General features: G+C 67.8%; 22 protein-coding genes and 1 tRNA gene. 14 read left to right on the forward strand and 9 right to left on the reverse strand.

Annotation, left to right across the window (positions count from 1 at the left end; translation table 11 throughout):
* Window positions 1-345: 345 nt before the first annotated feature.
* From V5F84_RS04770 to V5F84_RS04780, 3 genes are all read right to left on the reverse strand, one after another.
* Window positions 346-435: transfer RNA gene (locus tag V5F84_RS04770), tRNA-Ser, on the reverse strand.
* A gap of 535 nt (window positions 436-970) precedes the next feature.
* Window positions 971-1,831, reverse strand: coding sequence for a 2,3,4,5-tetrahydropyridine-2,6-dicarboxylate N-succinyltransferase (gene dapD, locus V5F84_RS04775; RefSeq protein WP_394043587.1), 861 nt, complete (start codon window positions 1,829-1,831; stop codon window positions 971-973).
* A 68-nt stretch (window positions 1,832-1,899) separates the two neighbouring features.
* Window positions 1,900-3,510, reverse strand: coding sequence for a peptide chain release factor 3 (locus V5F84_RS04780; protein ID WP_394043588.1), 1,611 nt, complete (start codon window positions 3,508-3,510; stop codon window positions 1,900-1,902).
* A 288-nt stretch (window positions 3,511-3,798) separates the two neighbouring features.
* On the opposite strand from V5F84_RS04780, the gene V5F84_RS04785 reads away from it, so the two are divergent.
* Window positions 3,799-4,242, forward strand: a complete 444-nt coding sequence (locus tag V5F84_RS04785; RefSeq protein ID WP_394043589.1) for a hypothetical protein — start codon at window positions 3,799-3,801, stop codon at window positions 4,240-4,242.
* Between the two features lie 45 nt (window positions 4,243-4,287).
* Here V5F84_RS04785 and fdxA read toward each other — a convergent pair whose 3' ends face one another.
* From fdxA to V5F84_RS04800, 3 genes are all read right to left on the reverse strand, one after another.
* Complete coding sequence (gene fdxA / locus V5F84_RS04790) at window positions 4,288-4,623, reverse strand: ferredoxin FdxA (protein ID WP_394015662.1); 336 nt, start codon at window positions 4,621-4,623, stop codon at window positions 4,288-4,290.
* Between the two features lie 85 nt (window positions 4,624-4,708).
* Entirely contained in the window at window positions 4,709-4,954 is a 246-nt protein-coding gene (locus V5F84_RS04795; RefSeq protein ID WP_394043722.1) for a S4 domain-containing protein, read from the reverse strand.
* 78 nt (window positions 4,955-5,032) lie between these two features.
* Window positions 5,033-8,392: a helicase-related protein gene (locus V5F84_RS04800; protein ID WP_394043590.1), complete on the reverse strand. Its 3,360-nt coding sequence runs from the start codon at window positions 8,390-8,392 to the stop codon at window positions 5,033-5,035.
* 363 nt (window positions 8,393-8,755) lie between these two features.
* Between V5F84_RS04800 and V5F84_RS04805 the strand changes: the two genes are divergently transcribed.
* From V5F84_RS04805 to metW, 3 genes are all read left to right on the forward strand, one after another.
* The gene (locus V5F84_RS04805) at window positions 8,756-9,085 is read left to right on the forward strand and encodes a hypothetical protein (RefSeq protein ID WP_394043591.1); all 330 of its coding nucleotides are present in this window, start codon (window positions 8,756-8,758) and stop codon (window positions 9,083-9,085) included.
* A 100-nt stretch (window positions 9,086-9,185) separates the two neighbouring features.
* On the forward strand, window positions 9,186-10,397 hold the full coding sequence (gene metX / locus V5F84_RS04810; RefSeq protein ID WP_394043592.1) for a homoserine O-acetyltransferase MetX: 1,212 nt from the start codon (window positions 9,186-9,188) through the stop codon (window positions 10,395-10,397).
* Between the two features lie 7 nt (window positions 10,398-10,404).
* Window positions 10,405-11,058: a methionine biosynthesis protein MetW gene (gene metW / locus V5F84_RS04815; protein ID WP_394043593.1), complete on the forward strand. Its 654-nt coding sequence runs from the start codon at window positions 10,405-10,407 to the stop codon at window positions 11,056-11,058.
* On the opposite strand, the gene V5F84_RS04820 is transcribed toward metW, so the two are convergent.
* Window positions 10,988-11,794, reverse strand: a complete 807-nt coding sequence (locus tag V5F84_RS04820) for a class I SAM-dependent methyltransferase (RefSeq protein WP_394043594.1) — start codon at window positions 11,792-11,794, stop codon at window positions 10,988-10,990. The two genes, metW and V5F84_RS04820, sit on opposite strands and share 71 nt — an antisense overlap.
* A gap of 163 nt (window positions 11,795-11,957) precedes the next feature.
* Here V5F84_RS04820 and gloB point away from each other — a divergent pair, with 163 nt between their 5' ends.
* Together gloB and V5F84_RS04830 are read left to right on the forward strand one after the other, a co-directional pair.
* Window positions 11,958-12,731 (forward strand): hydroxyacylglutathione hydrolase, encoded by a 774-nt coding sequence (gene gloB, locus V5F84_RS04825; RefSeq protein WP_394043595.1) that lies wholly within the window; start codon window positions 11,958-11,960, stop codon window positions 12,729-12,731.
* An 8-nt stretch (window positions 12,732-12,739) separates the two neighbouring features.
* Entirely contained in the window at window positions 12,740-13,165 is a 426-nt protein-coding gene (locus V5F84_RS04830; RefSeq protein ID WP_394043596.1) for a cupin domain-containing protein, read from the forward strand.
* 45 nt (window positions 13,166-13,210) lie between these two features.
* On the opposite strand, the gene V5F84_RS04835 is transcribed toward V5F84_RS04830, so the two are convergent.
* The gene (locus V5F84_RS04835) at window positions 13,211-13,465 is read right to left on the reverse strand and encodes a hypothetical protein (protein WP_394043597.1); all 255 of its coding nucleotides are present in this window, start codon (window positions 13,463-13,465) and stop codon (window positions 13,211-13,213) included.
* A 290-nt stretch (window positions 13,466-13,755) separates the two neighbouring features.
* On the opposite strand from V5F84_RS04835, the gene V5F84_RS04840 reads away from it, so the two are divergent.
* Window positions 13,756-14,679 carry a sulfotransferase domain-containing protein gene (locus V5F84_RS04840; RefSeq protein WP_394043598.1) on the forward strand — a complete coding sequence of 308 codons (924 nt, stop codon included), beginning with the start codon at window positions 13,756-13,758 and terminating at the stop codon, window positions 14,677-14,679.
* A 108-nt stretch (window positions 14,680-14,787) separates the two neighbouring features.
* On the opposite strand, the gene V5F84_RS04845 is transcribed toward V5F84_RS04840, so the two are convergent.
* The gene (locus tag V5F84_RS04845) at window positions 14,788-19,623 is read right to left on the reverse strand and encodes an NAD-glutamate dehydrogenase (protein ID WP_394043599.1); all 4,836 of its coding nucleotides are present in this window, start codon (window positions 19,621-19,623) and stop codon (window positions 14,788-14,790) included.
* A 392-nt stretch (window positions 19,624-20,015) separates the two neighbouring features.
* Between V5F84_RS04845 and V5F84_RS04850 the strand changes: the two genes are divergently transcribed.
* From V5F84_RS04850 to V5F84_RS04880, 7 genes are all read left to right on the forward strand, one after another.
* Window positions 20,016-20,564, forward strand: coding sequence for a peroxidase-related enzyme (locus V5F84_RS04850; RefSeq protein ID WP_394043723.1), 549 nt, complete (start codon window positions 20,016-20,018; stop codon window positions 20,562-20,564).
* A gap of 112 nt (window positions 20,565-20,676) precedes the next feature.
* Entirely contained in the window at window positions 20,677-21,240 is a 564-nt protein-coding gene (locus V5F84_RS04855; protein ID WP_394043600.1) for a hypothetical protein, read from the forward strand.
* Between the two features lie 193 nt (window positions 21,241-21,433).
* Window positions 21,434-22,210, forward strand: coding sequence for an ABC transporter ATP-binding protein (locus tag V5F84_RS04860; protein ID WP_394043601.1), 777 nt, complete (start codon window positions 21,434-21,436; stop codon window positions 22,208-22,210).
* On the forward strand, window positions 22,197-22,922 hold the full coding sequence (locus V5F84_RS04865; protein WP_394043602.1) for an ABC transporter ATP-binding protein: 726 nt from the start codon (window positions 22,197-22,199) through the stop codon (window positions 22,920-22,922). The genes V5F84_RS04860 and V5F84_RS04865 overlap by 14 nt, the downstream gene beginning before the upstream one ends.
* A 53-nt stretch (window positions 22,923-22,975) precedes the next feature.
* Complete coding sequence (locus tag V5F84_RS04870; RefSeq protein WP_394043603.1) at window positions 22,976-24,187, forward strand: ABC transporter substrate-binding protein; 1,212 nt, start codon at window positions 22,976-22,978, stop codon at window positions 24,185-24,187.
* 58 nt (window positions 24,188-24,245) lie between these two features.
* Window positions 24,246-25,127 carry a branched-chain amino acid ABC transporter permease gene (locus V5F84_RS04875; protein WP_394043604.1) on the forward strand — a complete coding sequence of 294 codons (882 nt, stop codon included), beginning with the start codon at window positions 24,246-24,248 and terminating at the stop codon, window positions 25,125-25,127.
* Window positions 25,128-25,134: 7 nt separating this feature from the next.
* Window positions 25,135-26,127, forward strand: coding sequence for a branched-chain amino acid ABC transporter permease (locus tag V5F84_RS04880; protein WP_394043605.1), 993 nt, complete (start codon window positions 25,135-25,137; stop codon window positions 26,125-26,127).
* The last annotated feature ends 18 nt before the right edge of the window (window positions 26,128-26,145 follow it).

Here is a 26,145-nt window from a genome sequence, read left to right on the forward strand (position 1 = left end):
CCGCCTCTCTATTGTATCATAATACCGTCATTTAGTCAAGCAACTCGTGCTGCGGCGGCATTTTTTGCTTCAAGCCGAACCTCAAATCGCGCTTGAGTATTTGCCCCTCAGCGGTTCAAGGCGGCGATGTATCTGATCTGCCCGCGAGAGCGGCTTTGGGCAGGCATGACGCCCGATAAAGTCGAGATTGCTGCTCAACGCGGAGGCGCAGACCGTGTTCATCGACTCGAGATGATCGCCTCGCGCGCACGCGAGAGCAGCACGCTCAAAATGTGGGGCACAATGTGGGGAGAGGCATCGATCGAGAGAGATAAATCTTTATTTTCAACGACTTATCGCAATGAGTGGCGGAGAGAGAGGGATTCGAACCCTCGATACGGTTGCCCGTATACACGCGTTCCAGGCGTGCGCCTTCAACCACTCGGCCACCTCTCCACGGCGCGGCCCGAGGGCGCGCGCGGAACTCTTATGCAGGCAACGATGCGGGGTCGAAGGCCTCGGGGCATGTCGCGCCCGCTGCGTCCTCAGATCCTGCCGTCCTTTGTGCACCGTCCGGTCGTGCCCGTTGTCACGGACAGTGCAGGCGCGGTGCACTGCATACCCGCCGAAGCTGTCGTGAAACATGTGGCGCCGGTTGAAGCGCCACGCTCTGGCAAGGCGGCGGAATATAGCGGCTCGCGCGCGCGAGACAAGCCGGTCGGCGAAACTTTCTGCCCGGCTCAACACAAGTCTTGGCACACCCCCCGGCAATCGCCTGTGGGCGGCCCGCGCAGGCCAGAGCACGAACGAATGCGGGGCCGGAGCCCGCGCGATTGCGAGCAAAGGGGAGCGTCTGTGGCCTTGAAATTCCGAACCGCAGATGCCCTCGCAAGGTCCGCGAAACGGCACGCGCGGAATTCTCCCGCCGGCCGCCCGCCACCCGGAGGGGCGGGCGGCGGCGCGGCGAGTTGCCGGATCGGGCAGAGCCCGATCAGTCGCGCAGCAGGTCGTTGATGGAGGTCTTGGCGCGGGTCTTCTCGTCCACGCGCTTCACGATCACCGCGCAATAGAGCGAGGGACCGGGCCGGCCATCGGGCAGCGGCTTGCCGGGCAGAGACCCGGGCACCACCACGGAATAGGGCGGAACCTCGCCCACGAAGACTTCGCCGGTGTCGCGGTCGATGATCTTGGTGGAGGCGGAGATGAACACGCCCATCGAGAGCACGGAGCCGCGCCGCACCACCACGCCCTCCACCACTTCCGAGCGGGCACCGATGAAGCAGTCGTCCTCGATGATCACCGGGCCGGCCTGGAGCGGCTCCAGCACGCCGCCGATGCCGACGCCGCCGGAAAGATGCACATGCTTGCCGATCTGCGCGCAGGACCCCACCGTCACCCAGGTATCCACCATGGAGCCTTCGCCCACATGGGCGCCCAGGTTCACGAACGAGGGCATCAGCACCACGTTCGGCGCGATGAAGGCCGAGCGGCGCACGATGGCGCCGGGCACGGCCCGGAATCCGGCGGCGCGGAACTCGTCCTCGTCCCAGTCCTCGAACTTGGAGGGCACCTTGTCCCACCAATGGGCGCCGCCGGGGCCGCCGGGAATGGTTTCCATGTCGTTCAGGCGGAACGAGAGCAGGACCGCCTTCTTCAGCCATTGGTTGACGTGCCAGCTGCCGTCGGCGAGCGGCTCGGCGACGCGGACCTTGCCGGCATCGAGCAGGGCGAGCGCCTCGTTCACGGCCTCGCGCACGGCGCCGGTGGTGGCGAAGCCGATGTCGGCCCGGGCCTCGAAGGCCGCGTCGATGATCAGCTCAAGGTCGGGATTGGCGACGGCAACGTTCGGCATGGTTTCCTCTTGAGGCTGCGGCGCCTTTCTGGCGTGCCGCGTATTGGATGGGGCAGGCGGCGAGCGGCTCAGCCGCGCTCTTTCACCGAGACGAATTTCAGCTTGGGCCATTCCTCGATGGCGCGGTCCAGCACCCATTGGCTGCGGGCGAGATAGACCGGCGCCTCGTCGCGGTCGCGGGCGATGGAGGAGCGGCTGGTTTCGATGAAGCGGTCGATCTCGGCCCGGTCGCCGATGATCCAGCGGGCGGTTACGAAGGAGACGCTCTCATAGCGGATGGGAACGCCATATTCCTTTTCCAGCCGCGAGGAGAGCACGTCCAATTGCAGCGTGCCCACGACGCCGACGATGGGGGCGGGGTCGGAGATGGGCCGCAGCACCTGCACCACGCCTTCCTCCGCCATGTCCTGGAGCGCCTTGGACAACTGCTTGGCTTTCATGGGATCGGCCAGCAGCACCCGGCGCAGGATTTCGGGGGCGAAGTCGGGAATACCCTCGAAGCGGATCACCTCGCCCTCGGACAAGGTATCGCCGACCCGCAGCATGCCGTGGTTGGGAATGCCGATGATGTCGCCGGCCACCGCCTCGTCCACGGTCTCACGCTCCTGGGCGAAGAAGAAGATGGGGTTGGCGATCGCCATGTGGCGCTTCTCGCGGGCGTTATAGAGCTTCATGCCGCGCTTGAAGGTGCCCGAGCACAGGCGCACGAAGGCGACGCGGTCGCGGTGGTTCGGGTCCATATTGGCCTGAACCTTGAAGACGAAGCCGGAAACATTGTCTTCTTCCGGCTGCACGATGCGCCCGTTGGCGCTGCGGGGCAGGGGGCTCGGGCCGAAGGTGCCGAGCCCGGCGAGCAACTCGCCCACGCCCGCCTCCTTGATGGCGCTGCCGAAATACACCGGCGAGAGATGGCCCTCGCGGAAGCTCTCCAGATCGAACGCAGGCAGCACGCCGAGCGCGAGGGTGAGCCCCTCCACCGACTCGGCAATGATGCGCGGGTCGATGCCCTCGACCTCCAGCAGGTCCTCGGGTTGTTCGAAAGGCACCAGCCGCGTCAGCAGGCCGCCGCGCTCCTCGGCGAAGCGGGCGCATTTGTTGGGCACGTCGATGAGGCCGCGGAAATCCGTGCCCATGCCCACCGGCCAGGTGAAGGGCGTGAGATCCAGCGCCAGGGTGGCGGCGACGTCGTCCATCAGGCCGAGCGGCTCGAGGCCCTCGCGATCCACCTTGTTGATGAAGGTGAAGATGGGGATATCGCGCAGGCGGCACACTTCGAACAGCTTGCGGGTCTGGCTCTCGATGCCCTTGGCGGCGTCGATCACCATCACCGCCGCGTCCACGGCGGAGAGGGTACGGTAGGTGTCTTCCGAAAAGTCCGAGTGGCCCGGCGTGTCGAGCAGATTGTAGACGATGCCGTCGCGCTCGAAGGTCATCACCGAGGAGGTGACGGAAATGCCGCGCTGCTGCTCGATTTCCATCCAGTCGGACCGGGTGCGGCGGCGGTCGCCGCGCGCGCGCACCTGGCCCGCCATGCGGATGGCGCCGGAGGCAAGCAGCAGCTTTTCCGTCAGCGTGGTCTTGCCCGCGTCGGGATGGGAGATGATGGCGAAGGTGCGCCGGTGCGCAAAATCGGGGGCTTCGGCGGAAGGCGCCGTGACATGGGCGGTGGGATCGAGCATGGGCGCCTTATAATCCGAAAAGCCGGCGCGAGAAACGGTCTCGCACGTCCCGCGTTTCCAAAGCGGGCCGGTGCAGCCGGAGGGGGTCGGCGCCGGGCGTGGGCTGTCCCTCCTCCCGTTTGCGGGGAGGCCGGAGAGGGGAATATGTCAGAGGCAATCGGCAATCCGAGCGCCGTTTTATGCGGCCCCTTATCCTGCACCGGCTATCATGCGTCATGCGGTGGTCGCTCGGGGCGGCCAGGATGAGGGCAGCGCCAGGAGCGGGCCGCGCAAACGGGGAAACGGAGCATGGCGGGCGAGGCAGGCAAGCGGCTCGGGCGCATGCGCTTTTCCGCGGCGGGTACCGCCACCGGGCTCGCGGCGGCCATTCTGCTGGGCTTCACTTTTGCCGCCCAGGCGCTGCTGGCGCCGCAATATTATGAGCAGGCGCGGCGCGAGGCGGCGAGCGTCATCGTGATCGCCGTCAGCGCGGTGCAGCCGCCCGAGGCGGGGTTCGGCATCTGCCGGGTCACGGGCCAGGTGCGGGCGGTGGAGCGAGGGGCGGCCTATGCGGCGGGGCAGGTCGTCACTCTCGCTGTTCCCTGCCGCAAGGCCGGCGCGCAGCCGCCCTTGGGCGGCACGATCTATCAGGAAGTGGACGTGCTGAGCGCGATGCCGTTCGGCCGCGCCTATCTCGATGCGCAGGGCGCGCTCGCCCTGTCGCAATACGAAATGCTGAAAGCCTGGCCCTGAGCCGCGCCGGGACGCTTCACGAAGCTGCGTTCGCGCGAAAACCGCTCAGTCGCCCTGGCCGGGCTCGGGGGAGAACAGTTCTTCCTTGCCGGGCTTGCCGTCCCATTCCTTCGCGTCCGGCGGAGCGTCGCGCTTCAGGGTGATGTTGGGCCAGCTCTTGGCGTAATCGGCATTCAGCGACAGCCATTTCTCAAGGCCCGGCTCGGTATCGGGCTTGATCGCCTCGGCCGGGCATTCCGGCTCGCACACCCCGCAATCGATGCATTCATCGGGGTGGATCACGAGCATGTTCTCGCCCTCGTAGAAACAGTCCACCGGGCACACGGAGACGCAATCCATGTACTTACAGCGGATGCAGTTCTCGGTGACGACATAGGTCATGGCTAATCCCTTTCGCGCGCCGGACTACTCCAGGCCGGCGCAGCGTGCAAGCGAGGCGAACGCCGCACACACGCTTTTTACTGTGTCAGGATGTTATTTCGTCAAATAGCTCGCTCGCGGATGTAGCATCCCCGCGCCGTTCGATAAAGGCGCGGACGCGCAGCACGCGCACGCCGTGGTCGAGGGCGACCGTCACCACCTGTCCCTCGCGGACCGAATAGCCCGCGCTCAGCACGCGGGCGCTGTCCACGCGGACATGGCCGGAGCGGATGAGGCCGGCCGCGTCGCTGCGCGCGCGCACCACCCTTGCGTTCCACAGCCAGCGGTCCAGACGCTGGCGCTGGGGCGCGCCGGCGTCGGGAAATTCCCCGCGCGGCGCGACCTCGTCGTGATCGTCGTCCTTGGCCACTCAGCCGCCTTTCTTGTCCGCCTCCATGCGCGCCTTCAAGGCGGCAAGCGCGGCGAATGGGCTGTCGGGATCGGCGGGCTTTTCGCGGCGGCGGTCCGAATGAACCTCCACGCGCTCGGGCCGCGGGCCGCGCGGCGTCTCGCCCTGGCGCGGCGGGCCGCGGAACGGACGGTCATTGCGCGGCGGGCGCTGGCCCTGACGCTCGCCCTGACGCTCGCCCTGGCGTTCGCTATGGGGCTCGCCGGCGGTGCCCTCGGTGCCGGGCGCGGTGGCGGTCACATCGGGGCCGCCCTCGCGCGGACGATCGAAGCGGCGATTCGGCGGGCGGCCTTCGCGACGCTCGCCTTCACGACGCTCGCCTTCGCGGCGTTCGCCGCCGGACCGCTGTCCTTCGCGCTGGCCCGACCCCTCACGCTGGCCGTGGCCTTCGCGCTGGCCGTGCGCGGGGCGCTCGCGGCGCGGCGCACCCGGCGGACGGCCGGGCCGCCACACTTCGATCAGCGCCGGTTCGCCGGTGACCTCGGCAACTGCCGCTTCCACGGCTTCTCCGGTGATCTCGGCAGTGGCCTCGGCGCCGGTCGCCGCATCCTCGGCAACCGGCAGTTCGCTGGTGGCGAGCGCGTCGACGAGCGGCGTCGCGGTTTCGGCGCTCGCCTCGATCTCGGTGGCCTCTTCGGAAGGCGCGTCGACGGCCTCGGCCTCGGCTTCGCCCGTCTCGGCCTCGCCGGTCTCGGCGGGTGCCTCGAGCGGAGCCTCGGCCGGCGTTTCGGCCTCGGGGGCGGCGGCGCCGTCGTCGGGGCCGAACAGAAGGTCGGCCTCGATGGCGCCTTCGGGCGGCGGCGCCAGCTCAAGGGCGGGAGCGGGAGCGGCGGGCGCCTCGGCCTCGGCCGGCGGGGCTTCGCGCTTCTCCATGCGATAGCCGAGCGAACGCAGGATGGAGGCGAAATCCTCCCCCGAGCAGCCGGCCAGCGAGGTCATGCCGACGGTGACGGTGAAACCGCGCCCGTCGACGGCGCCGGGCGGCTTGGGCCCGGGCGAATTCGGCCGCCAGGCGAGCGCGGGGCGAATCAGGTCGGCGAGGCGCTCGAGAATGTCCACGCGCACGGCGCGCTCGCCGCACACGCGGAAGCCGACGGCGCGATACAGGCTCTTGTGGATCTCGTGGTCCACGGGAATGGAGGTGCGGCCGCTGGCGGCGAGATGGGGCAGCTCGTCGAGCCCCTTCTGGGCAAGGCCGCCGTGCTTAAGGGCGAACAATTCCGCCGCGAGCGCGCGCGGCGCCGGCTTCAGCAGGCCGGGCAGATAGATGTGATGGGCGCCGAACCGCACGCCATAGCCGCGCAGCGTGGCGCGGGCGGCCTGGTCGAGGGTCTTCATCTCCTCGGCGACGCGGCTGCGCTCCAGCACGCCGAGCGCCTCGACGATCTGGAAGGCGATGCCGCGCGCGATGCCGGTGATGTCCTCGGCTTCGCCCATCTTCAGCAGCGGCCCGAGCAGCTTTTCCACATGGGCCTTCAGCCACAGGGTGAGGCGGGCTTCCACCTGCTCGCGGGCGGGGCCGGTGAGATGCTCGTCGGCGATGATCTTGAAGCGCGGCTTGAGCACCTCGTCGCCGGGGATCAGCTTGGCGATCGGTTCGCCGGTCCAGCGGATGGTGCCGTCGGCGGTCAGCACGAAGGCTTCGTCCACCGCCTGACCGACCCGCGTGGCGCGCGCTTCGATTTCACCCGCGAGCGCTTTCTGGGCGGCGGCGCGCAAGGCCTTCGCTTCCTCTCCCCCGGCGGCGGGGTCGGGCGCGAACTGGAATCCCTGGAGGTGGCCGATCACATGGCCCTCCACCTTAACATCGCCGGTCTTGCTGATCTCAGTCTCGAGCATCGTATTCTCTCGCAGGCGTCGCATGAGCACGCTGGTCCGCCGATCCACGAACCGCTGAGCCAGCCGTTCGTGCAGTGCGTCGGAAAGCTTGTCTTCGACCCCTCTTGTGACGCCTTGCCAGTGCTCCGGATCCGTGAGCCAGTCGGGGCGGTTGGCGACGAAGGTGAGTGTCCGCACCTGGGCGATCCGTCTCGACAGCGTGTCGATGTCTCCTTCCGCGCGATCGGTCAAGGCGATTTGACGCGCGAACCACTCATCAGGGAGTCGTCCCCCGTTTCCGACATGGCCGAAAATGGTCGAAACCAGCTCCGCATGGGCGCCCGGGGAGATCTTGCGATAGTCCGGCACCTGGCATGCGTCCCAGAGCCGCGCGATGGCGGCAGCATTGGTTGCGCGTGCCGCTACGTCCGCGTCGCGGCTCATGATTTCGAGCACCTGCACATCGTCCGCCGTCGGCGCGCGGGTCAATCCCTCCTCGCGTGGCGGTACCGAAAGGCTCTCCATCAAGGATTTGAGAGAGGTGAAATCCGGCACCGCGTTGCGCCATTGCAACACTTTTGCCGTGTCAAAAACATGACTTTCCAGCCGTTCCACCAATTCCGGCTCGAAAGGTTCGCACCGCCCCGTGGTGCCGAAGGTGCCGTCGCGGGTGGCGCGGCCGGCGCGACCGGCGATCTGCGCCATCTCCGCCGGGTTGAGGCGGCGGAACTGCCAGCCGTCGAACTTGCGGTCGGAGGCGAAGGCGACGTGGTCCACGTCGAGATTGAGGCCCATGCCGATGGCGTCGGTCGCCACCAGATAATCCACGTCGGCGCTCTGGTAGAGCTCCACCTGGGCGTTGCGGGTGCGCGGAGAGAGCGCACCCATCACCACCGCCGCACCGCCGCGCTGGCGGCGGATCAGTTCGGCGATGGCATAGACCTCCTCGGCCGAGAAGGCGACGATGGCCGAGCGCGGCGGCAGGCGGGTGATCTTCTTTTCGCCGGCAAAGGAGAGCGTCGAGAGCCGCGGGCGCACGGACACCGTGACGCCCGGCAGCAGCTTTTCCACCAGCGGCCGCATGGTGGCCGAGCCGAGCAGCAGGGTTTCGAACCGTCCGCGCCGGTTGAGAATGCGGTTGGTGAAAACATGCCCGCGATCGAGGTCGCAGGCGATCTGGATTTCGTCGATGGCGACGAACGCCACGTCGAGATCGCGCGGCATGGCCTCGATGGTGGCCACCCAATAGCGCGGATGGGGCGGCTTGATCTTTTCCTCGCCGGTGACGAGGGCGACCTGTTCCGGCCCGACCCGTTCGACGATGCGCTGGTAGACCTCGCGCGCCAGCAGGCGCAGCGGCAGGCCGATGAGCCCGCTTTCATGGCCGAGCATGCGCTCGATGGCCAGATGGGTCTTTCCGGTATTGGTCGGCCCGAGCACCGCGGTCACGCCCCGGGCCCGGATCGAGCGCGGCAAGACGGCCAGCTTTGTCACATCGTCCATCAGCGCGTGGCGTCCGCAAATCTTGGGAAGGCAATCTTGGAAAGGCCGTCCCGACGACGGCTCTGTATCATATCGGGGCAGGAAGGCCAGGATGCTAGACCGCAGGGGAACATGGGCGGAACAAAGGCCGAGCGAATCGCTGACCGCTCCGCGCGGTCCCGATGTTCTCCTTTCAGCCCCTGTCCCACGCCGGGACAGCGACGCGCGCGGGGGCGGAACGGATGCGGGTGAAACCCGGTCCGAATCGGCAAAAGCCACGCAAGCGCCTTTTGTTCACGGGTAAGTAGGAACCGCCCCGCGACCGCCTGTGTTATGGCTCTGGAGATGCGGCGCGGTCCCCCGTGCCGGGCGTGGGAGGGAAACATGGGTAGGGCTCAATCGAGATTCGCCGTCGTCCTTGCCTTCGGCCTGGCGCTGGCGGGGGGCATCGCCCCGGCCGCCGCGCAGACGACCAATGCCCCGTTCGACGTGCGCCCGGCGCCGCAGGCGACGACACCGGGCGAAACCTCCCCGGGCGCCGCTTATGATTCCACCGGCAGCGTGCGGCCCGCGCCCGCCACCGGCGCCATCGTGCCGCGCGGCGCACCTCCCGGCGTCAGCACCGTGCCGCCCGAGCCAAATCCCTCGCTGAATCCCGGTCGCAATGCGCTCGGCTGCCCGGATATGGATCCGCTCTGCCAGAACGGCCGCTGAGCCGGCGGAACCTTTCTCCGCGCAAGCCTCGGGGTCAGCGGGCCTTCACGCCTGCGTGCGCGCGCTTGACACGGGCATGGGGCCGTCGCTTCTAGGCGAAATGGAAAATCTGGCCGAACCAACGGCTCCGACCACGGAAGCGGAAGACGCCCTCGCCCGGCGCGAAGCCGACCAGCCCCATTCCCCGCTGGTGCGGTTCGGGCCTGACCGCCCGCTGCGCCTGGATGCCGGCGTTGCGCTCGATCATCTGCAGATCGCCTATCAGACCTATGGCGAGCCCAATGCCGCGCGCTCCAATGCCGTGCTGGTGTGCCATGCCCTGACCGGCGACCAGCATGCCGCCAACGCCAATCCCGTCACCGGCAAGCCCGGCTGGTGGGAGACGCTGGTGGGGCCGGGCAAGCCCATCGATACCGAGCGCTTCTATGTCATCTGCGCCAATGTGCTCGGCGGCTGCATGGGCACCACCGGGCCGGCCTCGCTGAATCCGGCGACCGGCCAGCCCTATGGCCTCGACCTGCCGGTGGTGACGATCCGCGACATGGTGAATGCCCAGGCCATGCTGCTCGACCATCTCGGCATCGAGCGCCTGTTCTGCGTGGCCGGCGGCTCCATGGGCGGCATGCAGGTGCTGCAATGGGCGGCGAGCTATCCCGAGCGGGTGTTCGCGGCGCTGCCCATCGCCACCGCCGCGCGCCATTCGGCACAGAACATCGCCTTCCACGAAGTCGGCCGCCAGGCGGTGATGGCCGATCCGGAATGGGCCGGCGGCCATTATCTCAAGCAGGGCCACACGCCCCATCGCGGGCTCGCGGTCGCGCGCATGGCGGCGCACATCACCTATATGTCGGACCAGGCGCTGCATCGTAAATTCGGCCGCCGGCTCCAGAACCGGGCGCTGCCCACCTTCGGCTTCGACGCCGATTTCCAGGTGGAAAGCTATCTGCGCCACCAGGGGGAATCGTTCGTCCAGCGGTTCGATCCCAATTCCTATCTCTATGTCACGCGGGCCATGGATTATTTCGATCTCGCGGCGGACTATGACGGGGTGCTCGCCAATGCGTTCCGGGGCTCAAAGACCCGGTTCTGCGTCGCCTCGTTCACGTCCGACTGGCTGTTTCCCACGGAGGACAGCCGGGCGATCGTGCACGCGCTGAACGCCTCGGGCGCGAGCGTGTCCTTCACCGAGATCGACAGCGACAAGGGCCACGACGCCTTCCTGCTGCACGAGCCGGAATTGTTCGCGATCGCTCACGGCTTTCTCGACAGCGCCGCGAAGGCCGCCGGCCTGCCGGCCGCGCGCAGCCGGTGAGGGCGCCATGGCAGTGAGGGAAACGGCCCCGGACGACGCGATCGTGCGCTTCTCCTCGGTGCGCGTCGATCTGATGGTGATTGCCGACATGGTGGCGCCCCACTCGCGGGTGCTGGATGTCGGTTCCGGCGACGGGGCGCTGCTGGATCTGCTGGCCACCACGCGCGGCTGCGATGCGCGCGGCATCGAGCTGTCCCGCGAGGGGGTGAATGCCGGGGTGGCGCGCGGCCTCTCGGTGGTGCAGGGCGACGCGGATGTGGACCTTGCCCATTATCCCGACGACGCGTTCGACTACGTCATCCTCTCCCAGACGCTCCAGGCCACCCGCCGCCCGCGCTGGGTGATGGAGCAGATGCTGCGCATCGGCCGGCGCGCCATCGTCTCGTTCCCGAATTTCGGCCATTGGCGCTCGCGCTTCGACCTGCTGCTCTACGGGCGCATGCCGATCACCGACAACATGCCCTATTCCTGGTACGACACGCCCAACATCCATTTCTGCACCATCCGCGATTTCGTGGCGCTGGTGGAGGTGCTGGACGCGCGCATGGAAAAGGCGGTGGCGCTGGATTCCTCCGGCCACCCGGTGCGATTCAACATGCCGTGGTGGGTGTGGAACCTGCTGGGCGAGCAGGCGGTGTTCCTGCTGAGCCGGAACGATTGAGGATCGCCCGGCCCGCCGGCACCCCCTGGCCGAACACCGGCTCCAGCACCGGCACCAGCGCGGAACGCTTCACCGGCGTCGGGCGATAGAGCTGCTTCGTCGCCTCGACCACGTGCACGCCCGCGAACGGCAGGGAGAGGCGCCCGCCGGCCCGCTCCCAGGCCACCGCCGTGCGCAGCAGCCAATTGTTCGACACGGGGGGAAAGTACAGCGCCTCGTCCCAGCCCGAGGGGGTGAACAGGGCTTCCCGCAGCAGCCGCACCACCTGTCCGCGGGAGAACGGGCGGCCGTTGCCGAACGGGGTGGTGTCGAGCCGTGCCCACACGCCGCGCCGGTTGGGCACCACCGCCAGCAGCCGTCCGCCCGGCGCCAGCACGCGCCAGACCTCGCGCAGCATTTCGGCGGCGTCGGGCGTCATCTCCAGCAGATGAACCGCGACCACCCGGTCCACCGAGGCATTGGGCAGGGGCAGGGCGGTCTCATCCGCGAGCGCGGCGAGGGTGGGGGCGGCTGAGGGCCAGCGCACCACGCCCTGGGCCGCGGGCATGATGGCGATGCACCGCTCCGCCTCGCCCCGGAAGACCCCGAGATAAGGCGTCGCATAGCCGATGCCGAGTACCGAGAGGCCCTGCACGTTATTGAAGCGGGCGCGCACCGCCCGGCTGACCAGCCGGCGCGTCACGACGCCCAGGGGCTGGGCGTAGAAACTGCGCAGATCCACGACGTCGAGATACATGGCGCCCCTTTCGCGATGCCTCCTTATAGCATGGCCCCGCCGCGCGGAGGTGCTGCGACCATCCGGCCGGCTTGCCCTCGCCGACGGGCGTGATACTCAAAAGCGGACAGGCGTGCGCGGTATCGGCGCGCGCAGGACATTCCCCGCAGGGAGGGCACCACCCGTGTCGGTCGAAATCCGGATCATCCCCTGCCTCAGCGACAATTACGCCGTGCTGCTGCACGATCCCGCCACCGAGGCCACGGCGGTGATCGACGCGCCCGAGGCGACACCGATCCTGGAGGCGCTGGACCGGGAGGGCTGGCACCTCACCCACATCCTCGTCACGCATCACCATGCGGACCATGTGGACGGCGTGCTGGCGCTGAAGGGTCAGTATGGCGCCACCGTCGTCGGCCCCAAGCGCGAGGCCGCCGGCATTCCCGGCATCGACGTGGAAGTGGTGGACGGCGACCCGGTTGCGGTCGGCTCGCTCATCAGCCGGGTGATGGAAACGCCGGGCCATACCGCCGGCCACATCGTCTATCTGTTCGAGGGCGAGCGGCTGCTGTTCGCCGGCGACACGCTGTTCGTGATGGGCTGCGGGCGGCCCATCGAATGCGATCCGCCGGTGCTGTGGCATTCGCTGGTGCGCCTGCGCACCCTGCCGGACGACCTCGCGGTCTATTGCGGGCACGAATACACCGTCGCCAACGGCAAGTTCGCGCTCTCGGTGGACCCTGAGAATGGCGCGCTGCTCGGCCGTGTCGCGGAGGCGGAAGCCGCCCGCAAGCTCGGCCAGCCCACCATTCCCGCGCTGCTGGGCGACGAGAAACTGACCAATCCGTTCCTGCGGGCGGACGATCCCGCCATGGCGGAGCGTCTCGGCCTCGGCGAATCCGATCCCGCCGCGGTGTTCACCGAACTGCGGGCGCGCAAGAACGTCTTCCGGGGATGAGCGCCGGCATGGCCGCGCTTGCGGCGCACGAGGTGATCGCGCTCCTCGGGCTTCAGCCCCATCCCGAGGGCGGACATTTCCGCGAGACGTTCCGGGAGGTCGCCGCCGACGGCGGCCGGGGCGCCTCCACCGCCATCTATTTCCTGCTGGCGCAGGGGGAGCGCTCCCACTGGCATCGGGTGGATGCGAGCGAGGTCTGGCATTGGCACGCCGGTGCGCCGTTGGTGCTCAGCATCGCCCCGCCGGGCGCAGCGGTGCGGCATCTGCGGCTCGGGGCGGACCTTGCCGCCGGCGAGCGGCCGCAGGGCGTGGTGCCGCCCGGCCATTGGCAGGCGGCCGAAAGCCTTGGCGCCTGGACCCTGGTCGGCTGCACGGTGGCGCCGGCGTTCGAGTTCGCGGGCTTCGAACTGGCGCCGCCGGATTTCGCGCCCTGATGGGTCCAACCCGACGCTTCGAGCCTGGGACGGCTGGCGCGGGGCTCAGTCGCGCTCGAAATGGCCGGGCGTGAACACCCAGACCACCAGGCCCTTGATTTCCCATTTTGGCGGCACCCAGCGCGGGTTCAGAGGCGCCGACGCCTCCGCTTGTGCGCCCTGTTGCGCCTGGGCGACCTTCTGCACCTTTGCCTTGGGCGGCGTGGCATCGCTCGTCTGACCGGCCAGGGCCGGGCCTGCGGCGAGGGCGAGCAGCACCGGCGCAACCGCCGGCAGGGTGGTCCAGATCCTGGTCTTCATGATCTCGTCTCCGAGCTTCAGGGTCTCGCGAAGTTCCCTAGCGTAATAGGCGCGCGAACGGCGCGGGCGCGATGCGCCGCAGTCTTCCCTTCGCATCCGGCTTAAGCTGCACCACAAGAAAGTTTTGTAATTTGGAGGCTAGACCCCTCCCATACCTCCCAGACTTTACGCTAGGATGGTGCGCCATTCATCAACTCCGGCCGCAGAACACGGGGAAGTGTGGATGACAACCTTTCCTGTCGCCCGAAGGACGTTTCCGCCGGGCGTGTGCAGCCTACGGGGGACGCACGATGGGTGCTGGCATTGCGCAGAAGATGGAGCGGGCGTTGGCCGTCCTGCGATGGCGCTATCTTCAGTCCAGCGCCTTCCCTTATCACGAGCGCAGTTTTCTCGGCCGGATCGGGAATTGGGACGACAAGGGCATGCGCCCGCTCATCCTGGTCCAGTCGCACCGCCGCTCCGGCACCCATTTCCTGATCGACGAGATCCGCGCGCGATTTCCAGTGGCGCGCGAATGGATGCATCTCGACGGCGATTTCTTCGCTCGCCTCATGCACATGCCGGTGGTCATCAAGAGCCACGACGCCTATTTCGGCGAGAAGCTGAAGGAGCGGCGCCCCTGGCATTCCTACATGCACTGGGTGGCGGCGTCCTCGCTCTACAGCAACGCCAAGCACGTCTATATCGTGCGCAATCCGCGCGACGTGCTGCGGTCGCAATTCTATTTCGATCTGAAGGGGCACGAGCCGGCCTATCGCATCGACCCCGACACCAGTTTCGCCGATTATGTGAAGGCGCCGTCCGCGCGCGATCCGGCGGGCAAGCTCAACCAGATCGGCTATTGGTGCGCCCATGTGAAGGCATGGCACAGCCGGCCGGAAGCCCATTTCCTGCGCTATGAGGACCTGTTGTCCCAGCCCGAGCGGGAGATGGAGCGCCTCGCCGCCTATCTTGGCCTGGATTTGCAGAAGCCGCGCCGGGTGAAAAGCTCGGCCATCGGCCGCAAGACCACGGAGCGCCGCTCCAAGGAAAAGCTGGCGAATTGGGGCGCGGACGAAGAGCGCCTGCTGGAAGTGGAACTGGCGCGCCACGGCCTGCCGGATTTCGGCTATGGCATCGCCGCCCCCGCGCCGTCCGCCCGCGCCGCACCGGCGACGACCGGGCGTCCGGCGCGCGCCTATTCCCCCGAGCTCACGCGCCGCGCCCATTCCTGAACCGCCGGCCAGCCCGGCCGAAGGCCGGCGGGCGAGGGTGCGCAGGCGAAGGCGCAAGGAAGACGGCGGCCCCGGGCCGCCGCCGGCCGTCTCATGTGGCCGCGCACCTCAGGCGCGGACCAGATCCCCCAGCAGGTTGGCCGCCAGCGTGACCTTGGAGAGGCTGAGGCCGGACGCGACGATGTCCTGCACCGTGGCGCGGGTGCGGTCGATCTCCTTGCGGCGGCGCTGGACGAAGGCCTCCACCGCGGCTTCGCCCTCGCCCTCGCCCGCCAGGATGCTCGCGCTCACCTGCCGCACGAAGGCTTCGATCTGGCCGAGCGCCCGGTCGAGGGCGAGGCGATCATAATAATCGGCCGCCGCGATGTTCCGCGCCGCCCCGCCGATCTCGTCCACCGCGAAATAGCGACCCGCGGCGAAGAAGGTGGCGGCGACATCGTCGATCGACCGGCCGGTGGTCTGCGACAGGAGCGCAATGTCGGAGGCGGCGGCCAGCGCGCGCAGCAGGGTGATGCGGCGGGCGAGGTCTTCCGGCACGCGCTTTTCCACCAGAGCCGCCGTCTGGCGTTCGCCGCGCAGGCGCCAGACCTCCGGCAGGCTGGTGTCGAGGGCGGCGGCGACATCGGCGATGGCGCCCCGATAGCGTTCCACCACCGCACCGAGACCGGTGCCGAGGTCCACATTGCGCAGGAACCACACGGTGCGGCCCACGGCGAGGTCCTGCACCTCGGCATAGAGCTGGAGCTGGACCGCGCCGTCGATCTTCGTGTCGAGGGCGTCGATGGCCGCGTTCATCTCGCCGAGGCCGAAGCTGTCGCGCACCGCCGCATAGGCGCGCACGACGCTCGCAGCATCCATGCCAGTATGGTCGCTGATGCGCGCGATGCAGGCCGGCCCGCCCTGGTTGATGATGGCATTGGCGAGGCCGGTGGCGATGATTTCCCGCCGCAGGCGATGGGCGGTGATGGCATTGGGGAAACGATGCTCGATGGCGTCCGGGAAATAGCGCTCCAGTTCGGCCGCGAGATAGGCATCGTCCGGCACGTCGGAGGCGAGCAGCTCGGAATAGAGCGAGATCTTGGCATAGGCGAGGAGCACCGCCAGTTCGGGCCGGGTGAGGGCCTCCCCGCGCGCGCGGCGCTCCTGGATCTCGGCGTCGGAGGGCAGATATTCCACGGAACGATCGAGTTCGCCGCGCAGCTCCAGCATCTGCATCAGGCGCTGCTGGAAGGCGAGATCCTCCACTCCGCGCCGCTCGGCGAGCGAGATGGCGAGGGTCTGGAGATAATTGTTGCGCAGCACCAGCAGGCCGACGTCGCTGGTCATCTCGCCGAGCAGGGCCGCGCGGTCGGGCGGCGAGAGCAGTCCGTCGGCCACCGGGATCGACAGGGCGATTTTGATGTTCACCTCCACGTCGGAGGTGTTCACGCCGGCGGAATTGTCGATGGCGTCGGTGTTGAGCCGCACGCCGTGGCGGCCGGCCTCGATGCGGCCGCGCTGGGTCATGCCGAGATTGGCGCCTTCGCCCACCACCTTCACCCGCAGGTCGCGCGCGGCGATGCGGATCGGGTCGTTGGCGCGGTCGCCCGCCTGGGCGTCGGTTTCGCTGGAGGCGCGCACATAAGTGCCGATGCCGCCGAACCAGAGCAGGTCGGCCTTGGCTTTCAGGATCGCGCTCATCACCTCGGTGGGGGTCGCCTCCAGCTTTTCGAGCCCGAGCACGGCGCGCGCCTGCTCCGACAAGGCGATGCTCTTGGCGGTGCGGGGATAGATGCCGCCGCCCGGGGAGATCAGGGCCGGATCGTAATCCGCCCAGCTGGAGCGCGCGAGATTGAACAGGCGCTGGCGCTCGGCGTGGGAGGTCGCCGGATCGGGATCGGGATCGAGGAAGATGTGGCGATGGTCGAACGCCGCCACCAGCTTCAGCGCGGTGGAGAGCAGCATGCCGTTGCCGAACACGTCGCCCGACATGTCGCCCACGCCCACCACGGTGATCGGGGTGGTCTGGATGTCCACGTTGATCTCGCGGAAGTGGCGCTTCACCGCTTCCCAGGCGCCGCGCGCGGTGATGCCCATGGCCTTGTGATCATAGCCCACCGAGCCGCCGGACGCGAACGCATCGTCCAGCCAGAAGCCGTGGTCCTGCGAAAGGCCGTTGGCGATGTCGGAGAAGGTGGCGGTGCCCTTGTCGGCCGCGACCACGAGATAGGGGTCGTCGCCGTCCACCCGCACGGTCAGCGGCGGATGCACGACCTCGCCGCCCTTGAGATTGTCGGTGATCTCCAGCAGCGCGGTGACGAAGATCTTGTAGGCGGCGATGCCCTCCGCCTGGATCGCATCGCGCGAGCCGCCGGCGGGCAGGTGCTTGGGCACGAAGCCGCCCTTGGCGCCCACCGGCACGATCACCGCATTCTTCACCTGCTGCGCCTTCACGAGGCCAAGCACCTCGGTGCGGAAATCCTGCGGCCGGTCGGACCAGCGCAGGCCACCGCGCGCCACGTGGCCGAACCGCAGGTGCACGCCTTCCACGCGCGGAGAATAGACGAACACCTCGTACATGGGCCGGGGCAGGGGCAACCCTTCCACCTTGGCGCTGTCGTACTTGATGGCGATCGCCCCCTTGGGCCGTCCGTCCGCCGTGAGCTGGTAGAAGGTGGTGCGGATCGCGGCGTCCACGAGATTGACGAAGCGGCGCAGGATGCGGTCCTCGTCGAGCGAGGACACGTCCGCGAGCGCGGTCTCGATTTCCTCGCGCAGCGGCGCGGCACGGGCGGCCCGGGCCTCGGGGCTGGCGTCGAGGCGCGGGTCGAAGGAGGTGTGGAACAGCTGGACGATGCGGGCGGCGACATCCGCGTGATTGACCAGCGTGGTCCACAGATAGTCCTGGGAATAGGGAATGCCGGCCTGCCGCAGATAGCGGGCGAGCGCGCGGGCGAGCGCCACGTCGCGCCAGGCAAGGCCGGTGTCGAGCACGAGGGCGTTGAAGCCGTCGTTCTCCGCTTCCCCGCGCAGCACGGCGGTGAGCAGGTCTTCCAGCCGCGCGGCGGAGCCGGACACCTCGATGGTGCCGCCGTCAACCCGCTCCAGGGTCATTTCATGCAGCCAGGAGCGGCGGGTCTCGGTGTCGGCGCTGCACACCGGCTCGATGTGATAGGTGCGCTCGTTGATCGCCTTCAGGCCCATGTTCTCGAGCATCGGCACGCGCTCGGAGAGCGGCAGCGGGCGGCCGAAGGACAGCAGGCGCAGCGAGATGCGGTTCGCCGGATCGCCGGGGCGGCGGTAGAAATCGAGGGCGATGGGCCGCTCGGGGGAGAGGCGTTCCAGCCGCTCGATATCGGCCACCGCCGTGTCGACGCCATAGGCGGCGATATAGCCGGGATCGAAGGCCTTGCCGTAGCGCTCGAACAGGAGGCCGGCGTCGCCGGCGCTCGGGGTTTCACGCAGGGCCTGGCGCAGGCGGTCGCTCCAGGACAGCACGTCCTCGGCCACCGCGGCTTCCAGCGCCGCGCGGTCCACCTCGGGGGTGCGGCCTTCGCGCCGGCCGATGATGTAATGCACGCGCGTCAGCGGCACGTCGGAGAGGAAGGACGGGAAGGCTGCCGAGACATGGCCGCCGAACGCGGTCGCGAGGCGGGCGCCGATCTTGTCGCGCAGCGCGGCGTCGAAGCGCTCGCGCGGCAGATAGACCAGCACCGACACGAAGCGGTCGAAGGCGTCCACGCGCGGCAGCACCCGCACGCGCGGGCGGTCGTAGAGCGAGAGAATATCGCGGGCGAACACCAGCAGCGTCGCCGGGTCGATCTGGAACAGGTCGTCGCGGGGATAGGTTTCCAGCACCGTGCCGAGCGCCTTGCCGGAATGGCTCTCCCGGTCGAGGCCGGCATCTTCCACGACCATTTCCACCTTGCGGCACAGATAGGGGATCTGGCGCACCGAGTCGGTATAGGCCGTGGAGGTGAACAGGCCGATGATGCGCAATTCGCCGAGCAGGCGGCCGTCGTCGGCATGCAGCTTCACCCCGACATAATCGAGGAAGGCGCGGCGGTGGACGCGCGAGCGCAGCGACGCCTTGGTCACGATGAGCGGCAGGGGCCCCGCCAGGAACTGGCGGATTTCCGGCGTCGTGACCACGGCTTCCTCGCCGAGGCGCAGCTCGTGCACGTCGCGGTCGCGCAGGATGCCGAGGCCCTCCTCGGCGACTTCCAGACCGCCGTCGGCGGCGAGCGCATAGCGCCGCACACCGATGAAGATGAAGTCGTCATTGGCCAGCCAGTCGATGAAATCGGCGGCTTCCTTGCGCTCGTCCTTGGAATAGGGCTGGGACTTGCGGCGGAAGCCCTCGGCCGCCTGCCGCACCTCGGCGCGCATGGCGAGGAAATCGGCATTGGCGGCGCGCACGTCCGCGAGCGTCTTGTCGAGCGCGACCTTCAGCGCGTCTCGCGCCTCGGCGGTTTCCAGCGCCTGGATGTGAATGTGGATCAGGCTCTCGCGGATGGAGCGCTTGCGGCCCTGGGACAGGTCGGTCTCGATGCCGGTCACCTGCCCCGCGCCGTCGCGCTCGACCGCGAAGATGGGATGGGTGACGAACTTGGCCTCATAGCCCTGGTCCGCCAGCTCGCCGGCGATGGAATCGAACAGGAAGGCCATGTCGTCATTGACCGTCTCGACCACCGTGATGGCGGGAGCGCCGGCCCATTGCGGGTTGAACACCCGCACGTCGTGCTGGCCCGGCACCCGGCCGGCGAGATGGGCATGGGCCTCGCGGCACAATTGGGCGAGGGCCTCCGGCAGCAGGGCGGCCACGTCCTCCGGAGCGGCACCGGCGAGCAGGGCGCGGGCGAAGAAGGCGGGCACGGGACCGTCCGCGAGCAGGATCACCGCATCCTCGATGCGAGCCTGGGCGCCAAATCCGAGTTCCGAACCTTGAAATCCTTGGACGTTCATGGCCTCTCCCCCTTGGCGCCCGCGCGCAGCGCGGGGCCCCGCCGTCCTCGATCGGACGTTCTGCACTGTGGGTTTCGCTCAGAGCCGCGACGGAACGATGACGGGGACCTATTCGAAGGGGGATCAAGATGAACGCGCCGAAGAGCCCAGGCAAGCCCAAGAAACTTCAGTCGAAATCTGCTGAAAATACAGGCGGGCCTAAGAAAGGGGCGGTTCAGGCCGCTGTTGAGGCCGTGGCGCGCGTGGCAACGCAGGCCACCGCCAAGGCGACCGGGTCGGTAGGGAAGTCGGCCCCCAAGTCCGCCCCCAAGTCGACGGGGAAGTCGGCGGCGAAGGTCGGCACCGGGACTCCTGCCGCTCCGCCGCCCCGGCCCGCGGACGACACGCCCCGGATCGCCCTCGACCTGCCGCCCGCCCCGCTCGATGAGGCGAACCAGGCCTATTTCGACAAATGCATGGAAAAGCTGGGCTTCGTGCCGAACGTTCTGGCCGCGTACAGCTTCGATCTCGCCAAGTTGAATGCCTTCGCCGGCATGTACAACAATCTCATGCTGGCGCCCTCCGGCTTGTCGAAGCTTGAGCGCGAGATGATCGCGGTCGCGGTGTCCAGCGTGAACCGCTGCTATTATTGCCTCACCGCCCACGGCGCCGCGGTCCGCGCGCTCTCGGGCGATCCCATCCTCGGCGAGCAATTGGTGATGAATTACCGGGCCGCCCGGCTGGAGCCGCGCCAGCGCGCCATGCTGGATTTCGCGGTGAAGCTCACCGAGCGTCCCCACGAGGTGGAAGAGGCGGATCGCGCGGCATTGCGCAAGGTCGGCTTCTCCGAGCAGGACATCTGGGACGTGGCGGCCGTGACCGGTTTCTTCAACCTCTCCAACCGCATCGCCAGCGCCACCGACATGCGGCCGAACCCGGAATATCACCGGCAGGCGCGCTGAAGGCGGAGACCGGGCACGGACCATCGCGCCGAAGTCACGGTCTCACGCTGAAGTCATCGCATCGTGCCGGCCTTCGCGTTATATTTTCACGAATATAATTAGGAAGGCCGGCATGCTGAATTTCCTCCCGCCTGTTTCCCTCCCGGCCCCGGGCGCCGATGCGCGCCGCCGTGCGGCGGTCGGCAGCGTGATGCTTCTCGCATTTCTGCTTGGTGCGCCGGCGGTTCGCGCGGCGGAGGGGCAGGGGTGCTCCGGCGGTGCCTGGCCCCTGGACGCGGCCCGGGCGGCCCTCGATGCGGCGCACACCGAGGTGCCGAGCGGCGCCGGGCTGCCGGCGGCGGAAGGGAGCTTCGTGGTTCAGCTCGTGCCGCTGCCGGATGCCAAGCTGCCCTATCCGCCGGCGCGCCTTCCGGCGGAGACGGCGAATTTTGCCGGCTTTCTTCTTCTGCCGGCACCCGCAACGGCCGGGCGCATCGAGGTGAGCCTGTCGGACGCGGGGTGGATCGATCTCGTGCAGGACGGGAAGAGCCTGCCCGCCGCGGCCTTCACCGGCGTGAAGGGGTGTCCGGGATTGCGCAAGAGCGTTCGCTTCGAGGTGACGCAGCGCCCGCTTGTGCTTCAGGTCACCGGCGTTTCCGTGGACCGCCTGAAGGTGGCCGTCGCGCCGGCGCCGTGACATGTCAGTACCCGCCCAGAGGCCGCCTCTTGCTGCTCAGACTTTAGGCGCAGGCTGACCCTATTGACGGCAGCCAAGTTTACCGTGCTAGGTTGCGGCGCAAGATCAAAAGCATCATCGAAGATGCGGTCTCAGGGGGAGCCGGGCGGGCGCATTGCGTCCCTGGCCGAAACAAGCGAGGGCACAGACCACGATGACGGACACTGTCTCAGACGTGCCCTACATCGTTGAAGCGGAAGGTCTCACGAAAGAGTTCAAGGGTTTCGCGGCGGTCAAGAACGTCAACCTGCGGATTCGACGGCACACGATTCACGCCCTCATCGGGCCGAATGGTGCCGGTAAGACCACGTGCTTCAACCTGATCACGAAATTCCTGGAACCGACCCGTGGCGTCATCCGCCTGAACGGGAAGGAGATCACCCGGACCAAGCCCGCCGACGTGGCGCGGCTGGGCATGGTGCGCTCGTTCCAGATCTCGGCGACCTTCGGGCATCTGACGGTGCTGGAGAACGTGCGCGTCGCCTTGCAGCGCGCGCTCGGCACTTCGTTCCATTTCTGGCGCTCCGAGCATTCGCTCGACGCGCTGAACGACCGCGCCATGCAATTGCTGGAGGAGGTGGACCTCACCTCCTACGCCAAGCATGAGGCGGTGGAACTGCCCTACGGCCGCAAGCGGGCGCTGGAAATCGCCACCACGCTCGCGCTCGAGCCGGAAATGCTGCTGCTCGACGAGCCGACCTCCGGCATGGGCCGCGAAGATATCGCCCGCACGGCGGACCTCATCAAGCGCGTGTCGGTCAACCGCACCGTGCTGATGGTGGAGCACAATCTCTCGGTCGTGGCCGATCTGTCGGACGCCATCACCGTGCTGGCGCGCGGCGAGATCCTCACCGAAGGGCCGTATTCGGAAGTCTCCAAGAACCCGCAAGTGATCGAGGCATACATGGGAACGGGGCATGGCCATGGGTGAGGCGGCCTCCGCCGCGCCGCTGCTCGCGGTGCGCGACCTGCATGGGCATTATGGCGAGAGCCATGTTCTCCATGGCATGAGCTTCGACATCCACAAGGGCGAGGTGGTGACGCTGCTGGGCCGCAACGGCGCCGGCAAGACCACCACCATGCGCGCCATCATGGGCCTGCTGCGCAAGCGCGCCGGCTCGATCCGCTACGACGGCAACGAAACCGTCAAGCTCGCGCCCAACCATATCGCGCGCCTCGGCATCGGCTATTGTCCCGAGGAACGGGGCATCTTCGCGAGCCTGAACGTGCGCGAAAACCTGCTGCTTCCCCCGGTGGTGCTGCCTGGCGGCCTCTCCGTGGACGAGATCCACGACCTGTTCCCCCGCTTGGAGGAACGGCGCAACAGCCAGGGCACCAAGCTGTCCGGCGGTGAGCAGCAGATGCTGGCGATCGCCCGCATCCTGCGCACGGGGGCGAAGCTGCTGCTGCTCGACGAGCCGACCGAAGGGTTGGCGCCGGTGATCGTGCAGCATATCGGCGACATCATCCGTGCGCTGAAGACCAGGGGCTTCACCGTGCTGCTCGTGGAGCAGAACTTCCATTTCGCCTCGACCGTCGCGGACCGCCATTATGTGGTGGAGCACGGCAAGGTGGTGGACATGGTCCCCAACGACAAGATCGCGGAAAACGCGGCGCGTCTCGAAGCCTTTCTCGGCGTCTGAAGCCGGGTTTTCGGAACAACGCAACCGGCAGCACCGCCGGAGGAGGAAACAAGATGCGTCTTGCAACCATGTTCATGGCGGCCGTCAGCGTGTTCGCTGTCGGCGCCGCCCACGCCCAGACCCCGGTCAAGGTCAAGATCGGCGTCCTGACCGACATGTCCAGCCTCTATTCCGACCTCGCGGGCCCCGGCTCCGTGTGGGCGGCGAAGAAGGCGGTGGAAGATTTCAACGCCACGTCCAAGACCCTCCAGGTGGAAGTCATCGCGGCCGACCACCAGAACAAGGCCGACGTGGGCACCTCCATCGCGCGCCAGTGGTATGACGTGGACGGTGTCGACATGATCGTCGATACGCCGAATTCCGGCGTCGCCCTCGCGGTCAACTCGGTCACGCGCGAGAAGAACAAGGTCTTCATCAATTCCGGCGCGGCCTCCTCCGACCTCACCGGCAAGCAGTGCTCGCCCAATACGGTGCACTGGACCTACGACACCTGGGCGCTGGCCAACGGCACCGGCAAGGCCATCACCAAGAACGGCGGCGACACCTGGTTCTTCCTCACCGCCGACTATGCGTTCGGCCATGCGCTGGAGCGTGACACCTCCGAAGTCGTGAAGGCGAACGGCGGCAAGGTGCTCGGCGGCGTGCGCGTGCCGATCAACAATTCCGACTTCTCGTCCTTCCTGTTGCAGGCCCAGGGCTCCAAGGCCAAGGTCATCGGCCTCGCCAATGCCGGCGGCGACACCATCAACTCCATCAAGCAGGCGGCCGAATACGGCATCGTCTCCGGCGGCCAGAAGCTCGCCGGCCTGCTGGTGTTCCTGTCCGACGTGCATTCGCTGGGCCTGAAGACCGCCCAGGGCCTGACCATGACCGAGGCCTGGTACTGGGACATGACGGACGCCAATCGCGCGTTCGCCAAGGAGTTCGCGGCCGGAAACGGCGGCAAGTATCCCACCATGGTGCATGCGGGCGTCTATTCCGGCGTCACGCATTACCTGAAGGCCGTGGCCGCCGCGAAGGAAGCCAAGGACGGCGCCGCGGTCGTGGCCGAGATGAAGAAGATGCCCACCGACGACAAGCTCTTCGGCAAGGGCGAGGTGCGCGCGGACGGACGTCAGATCCATCCCATGTACCTGTTCGAGGTGAAGGCGCCGGCGGATTCCAAGGGTCCGTACGATTATTACATCCTCCGCGCCACGATCCCCGCCAACGAGGCGTTCCGTCCGCTCGACCAGGGCGATTGCCCGCTGGTCAAGAAGACCTGATGGCGTCCGCGGGCCGGCGTCACGCCGGCCCGCTCTCTCCTGTTGCAGAGACCGATCCATGTTCGAGCTAATCGGCATCGCCCCTCAGGCCTTGTTCGGCCAATTGCTGCTGGGCCTGATCAACGGCGCCTTCTATGCCATGCTGAGCCTCGGGCTCGCGGTGATCTTCGGCCTGTTGAACGTCATCAACTTCACCCATGGCGCCCAATATATGATGGGGGCCTTCGGGGCCTGGATGCTGCTGAATTACGCGGGCATCCCGTTCTGGGGCGCGCTGGTGCTCTCCCCCATCGTGGTGGCGGCGATCGGCATGATCATCGAGCGGCTGCTGCTGCGCCGGCTCTATCATCTGGATCACCTTTACGGCCTGCTGCTGACCTTCGGCCTGGCGTTGATCCTCGAAGGGCTGTTCCGTCGCCAATATGGCGCGTCCGGCCTGCCGTATAACAATCCGCTGCCCGGCGGCACCAATCTCGGCTTCATGTTCCTGCCCAATTACCGCGCCTTCGTGGTGGTGGCCTCCCTGGTGGTGTGCCTCGCCACCTGGTTCGTGATCGAGCGCACCAAGCTCGGCTCCTACCTGCGGGCGGCGACCGAGCGGCCGGACCTCGTGCAGGCGTTCGGCATCGACGTGCCGCGCATGATCACGCTGACCTACGGCTTCGGCGTCGGCCTCGCCGCGCTCGCCGGCGTGCTCGCGGCCCCCGCCTATCAGGTCAGCCCCACCATGGGCTCCAACCTCATCATCGTGGTGTTCGCGGTGGTGGTGATCGGCGGCATGGGATCGATCATGGGCGCCATCGTCACCGGCTTTGGGCTCGGCATCGTGGAGGGCCTCACCAAGGTCTTCTATCCCGAGGCCTCGTCCACGGTGATCTTCGTCATCATGGCCCTCGTGCTTCTCGTGAAGCCCGCCGGCCTGTTCGGCACGGTGAAGTGAGGCCATCATGACTTCCGCGTCCTCCCCCGCCGTTTCGCCCGTGCCCGCCGGCGCCAATGCCTTCACCCCCACCCGCATCGTCACCGCGATCGTGGTGCTGGGGCTGCTGCTGGCGGCGCCGTTCGCGGTCTATCCCGTGTTCCTCATGAAGGTGCTGTGCTTCTCGCTGTTCGCCTGCGCCTTCAACCTGATGCTGGGCTACACCGGGCTGCTCTCGTTCGGCCATGCCATGTTCTTCGGTGGCGCCGCCTACATCACCGCCTATCTGGTGAAGGTGAAGGGCTTCCCGCCCGAGTTCGGCATCCTGGTGGGCACGCTGTTCGCGGCGCTGCTGGGCCTGCTCACCGGCCTGCTGGCGATCCGCCGGGTCGGCATCTATTTCGCGATGGTGACGCTGGCGCTGTCGCAGATGTTCTTCTTCTTCTGCCTTCAGGCGCCGTTCACCGGCGGCGAGGACGGTTTGCAGGCGGTGCCCCGCTCGACCATGTTCGGCGTGCTGGACATCTCCAAGGACCTCAACCTCTATTATGTGGTGCTGGGCATCTTCCTGATCGGCTTCGCCATCATCTATCGCACCATCCATTCGCCCTTCGGGCAGGTGCTGAAGGCGATCCGCGAGAATGAGCCGCGCGCCATCTCGCTGGGCTACCGGGTGAACCAGTACAAGACCCTGGCCTTCGTGCTGTCGGCGGCGCTGGCCGGGCTCGCGGGCTCCACCAAGGCGATCGTGTTCCAGCTCGCCTCGCTCACGGACGTCGCCTGGCCCATGTCCGGCGAGGTCATCCTGATGACCCTGGTGGGCGGCATGGGCACCGTGCTCGGCCCGGTGGTGGGGGCGACCATCATCGTCACCATGCAGAATTATCTGGCCAGCTTCGGCGAATGGGTGCTGGTGATCCAGGGCGTGATCTTCGTGATCGTGGTGTCGCTGTTCCGCCGCGGCATCGTCGGCGAAGCGCTGGCGCTGATCCAGGTCATGCGGGATCGGGCCTCGAAATAGCCGACGCGCCGTTCCGCC

The sequence above is a fragment of the Roseixanthobacter liquoris genome, assembly GCF_043195135.2.
GTDB lineage: Bacteria > Pseudomonadota > Alphaproteobacteria > Rhizobiales > Xanthobacteraceae > NCEH01.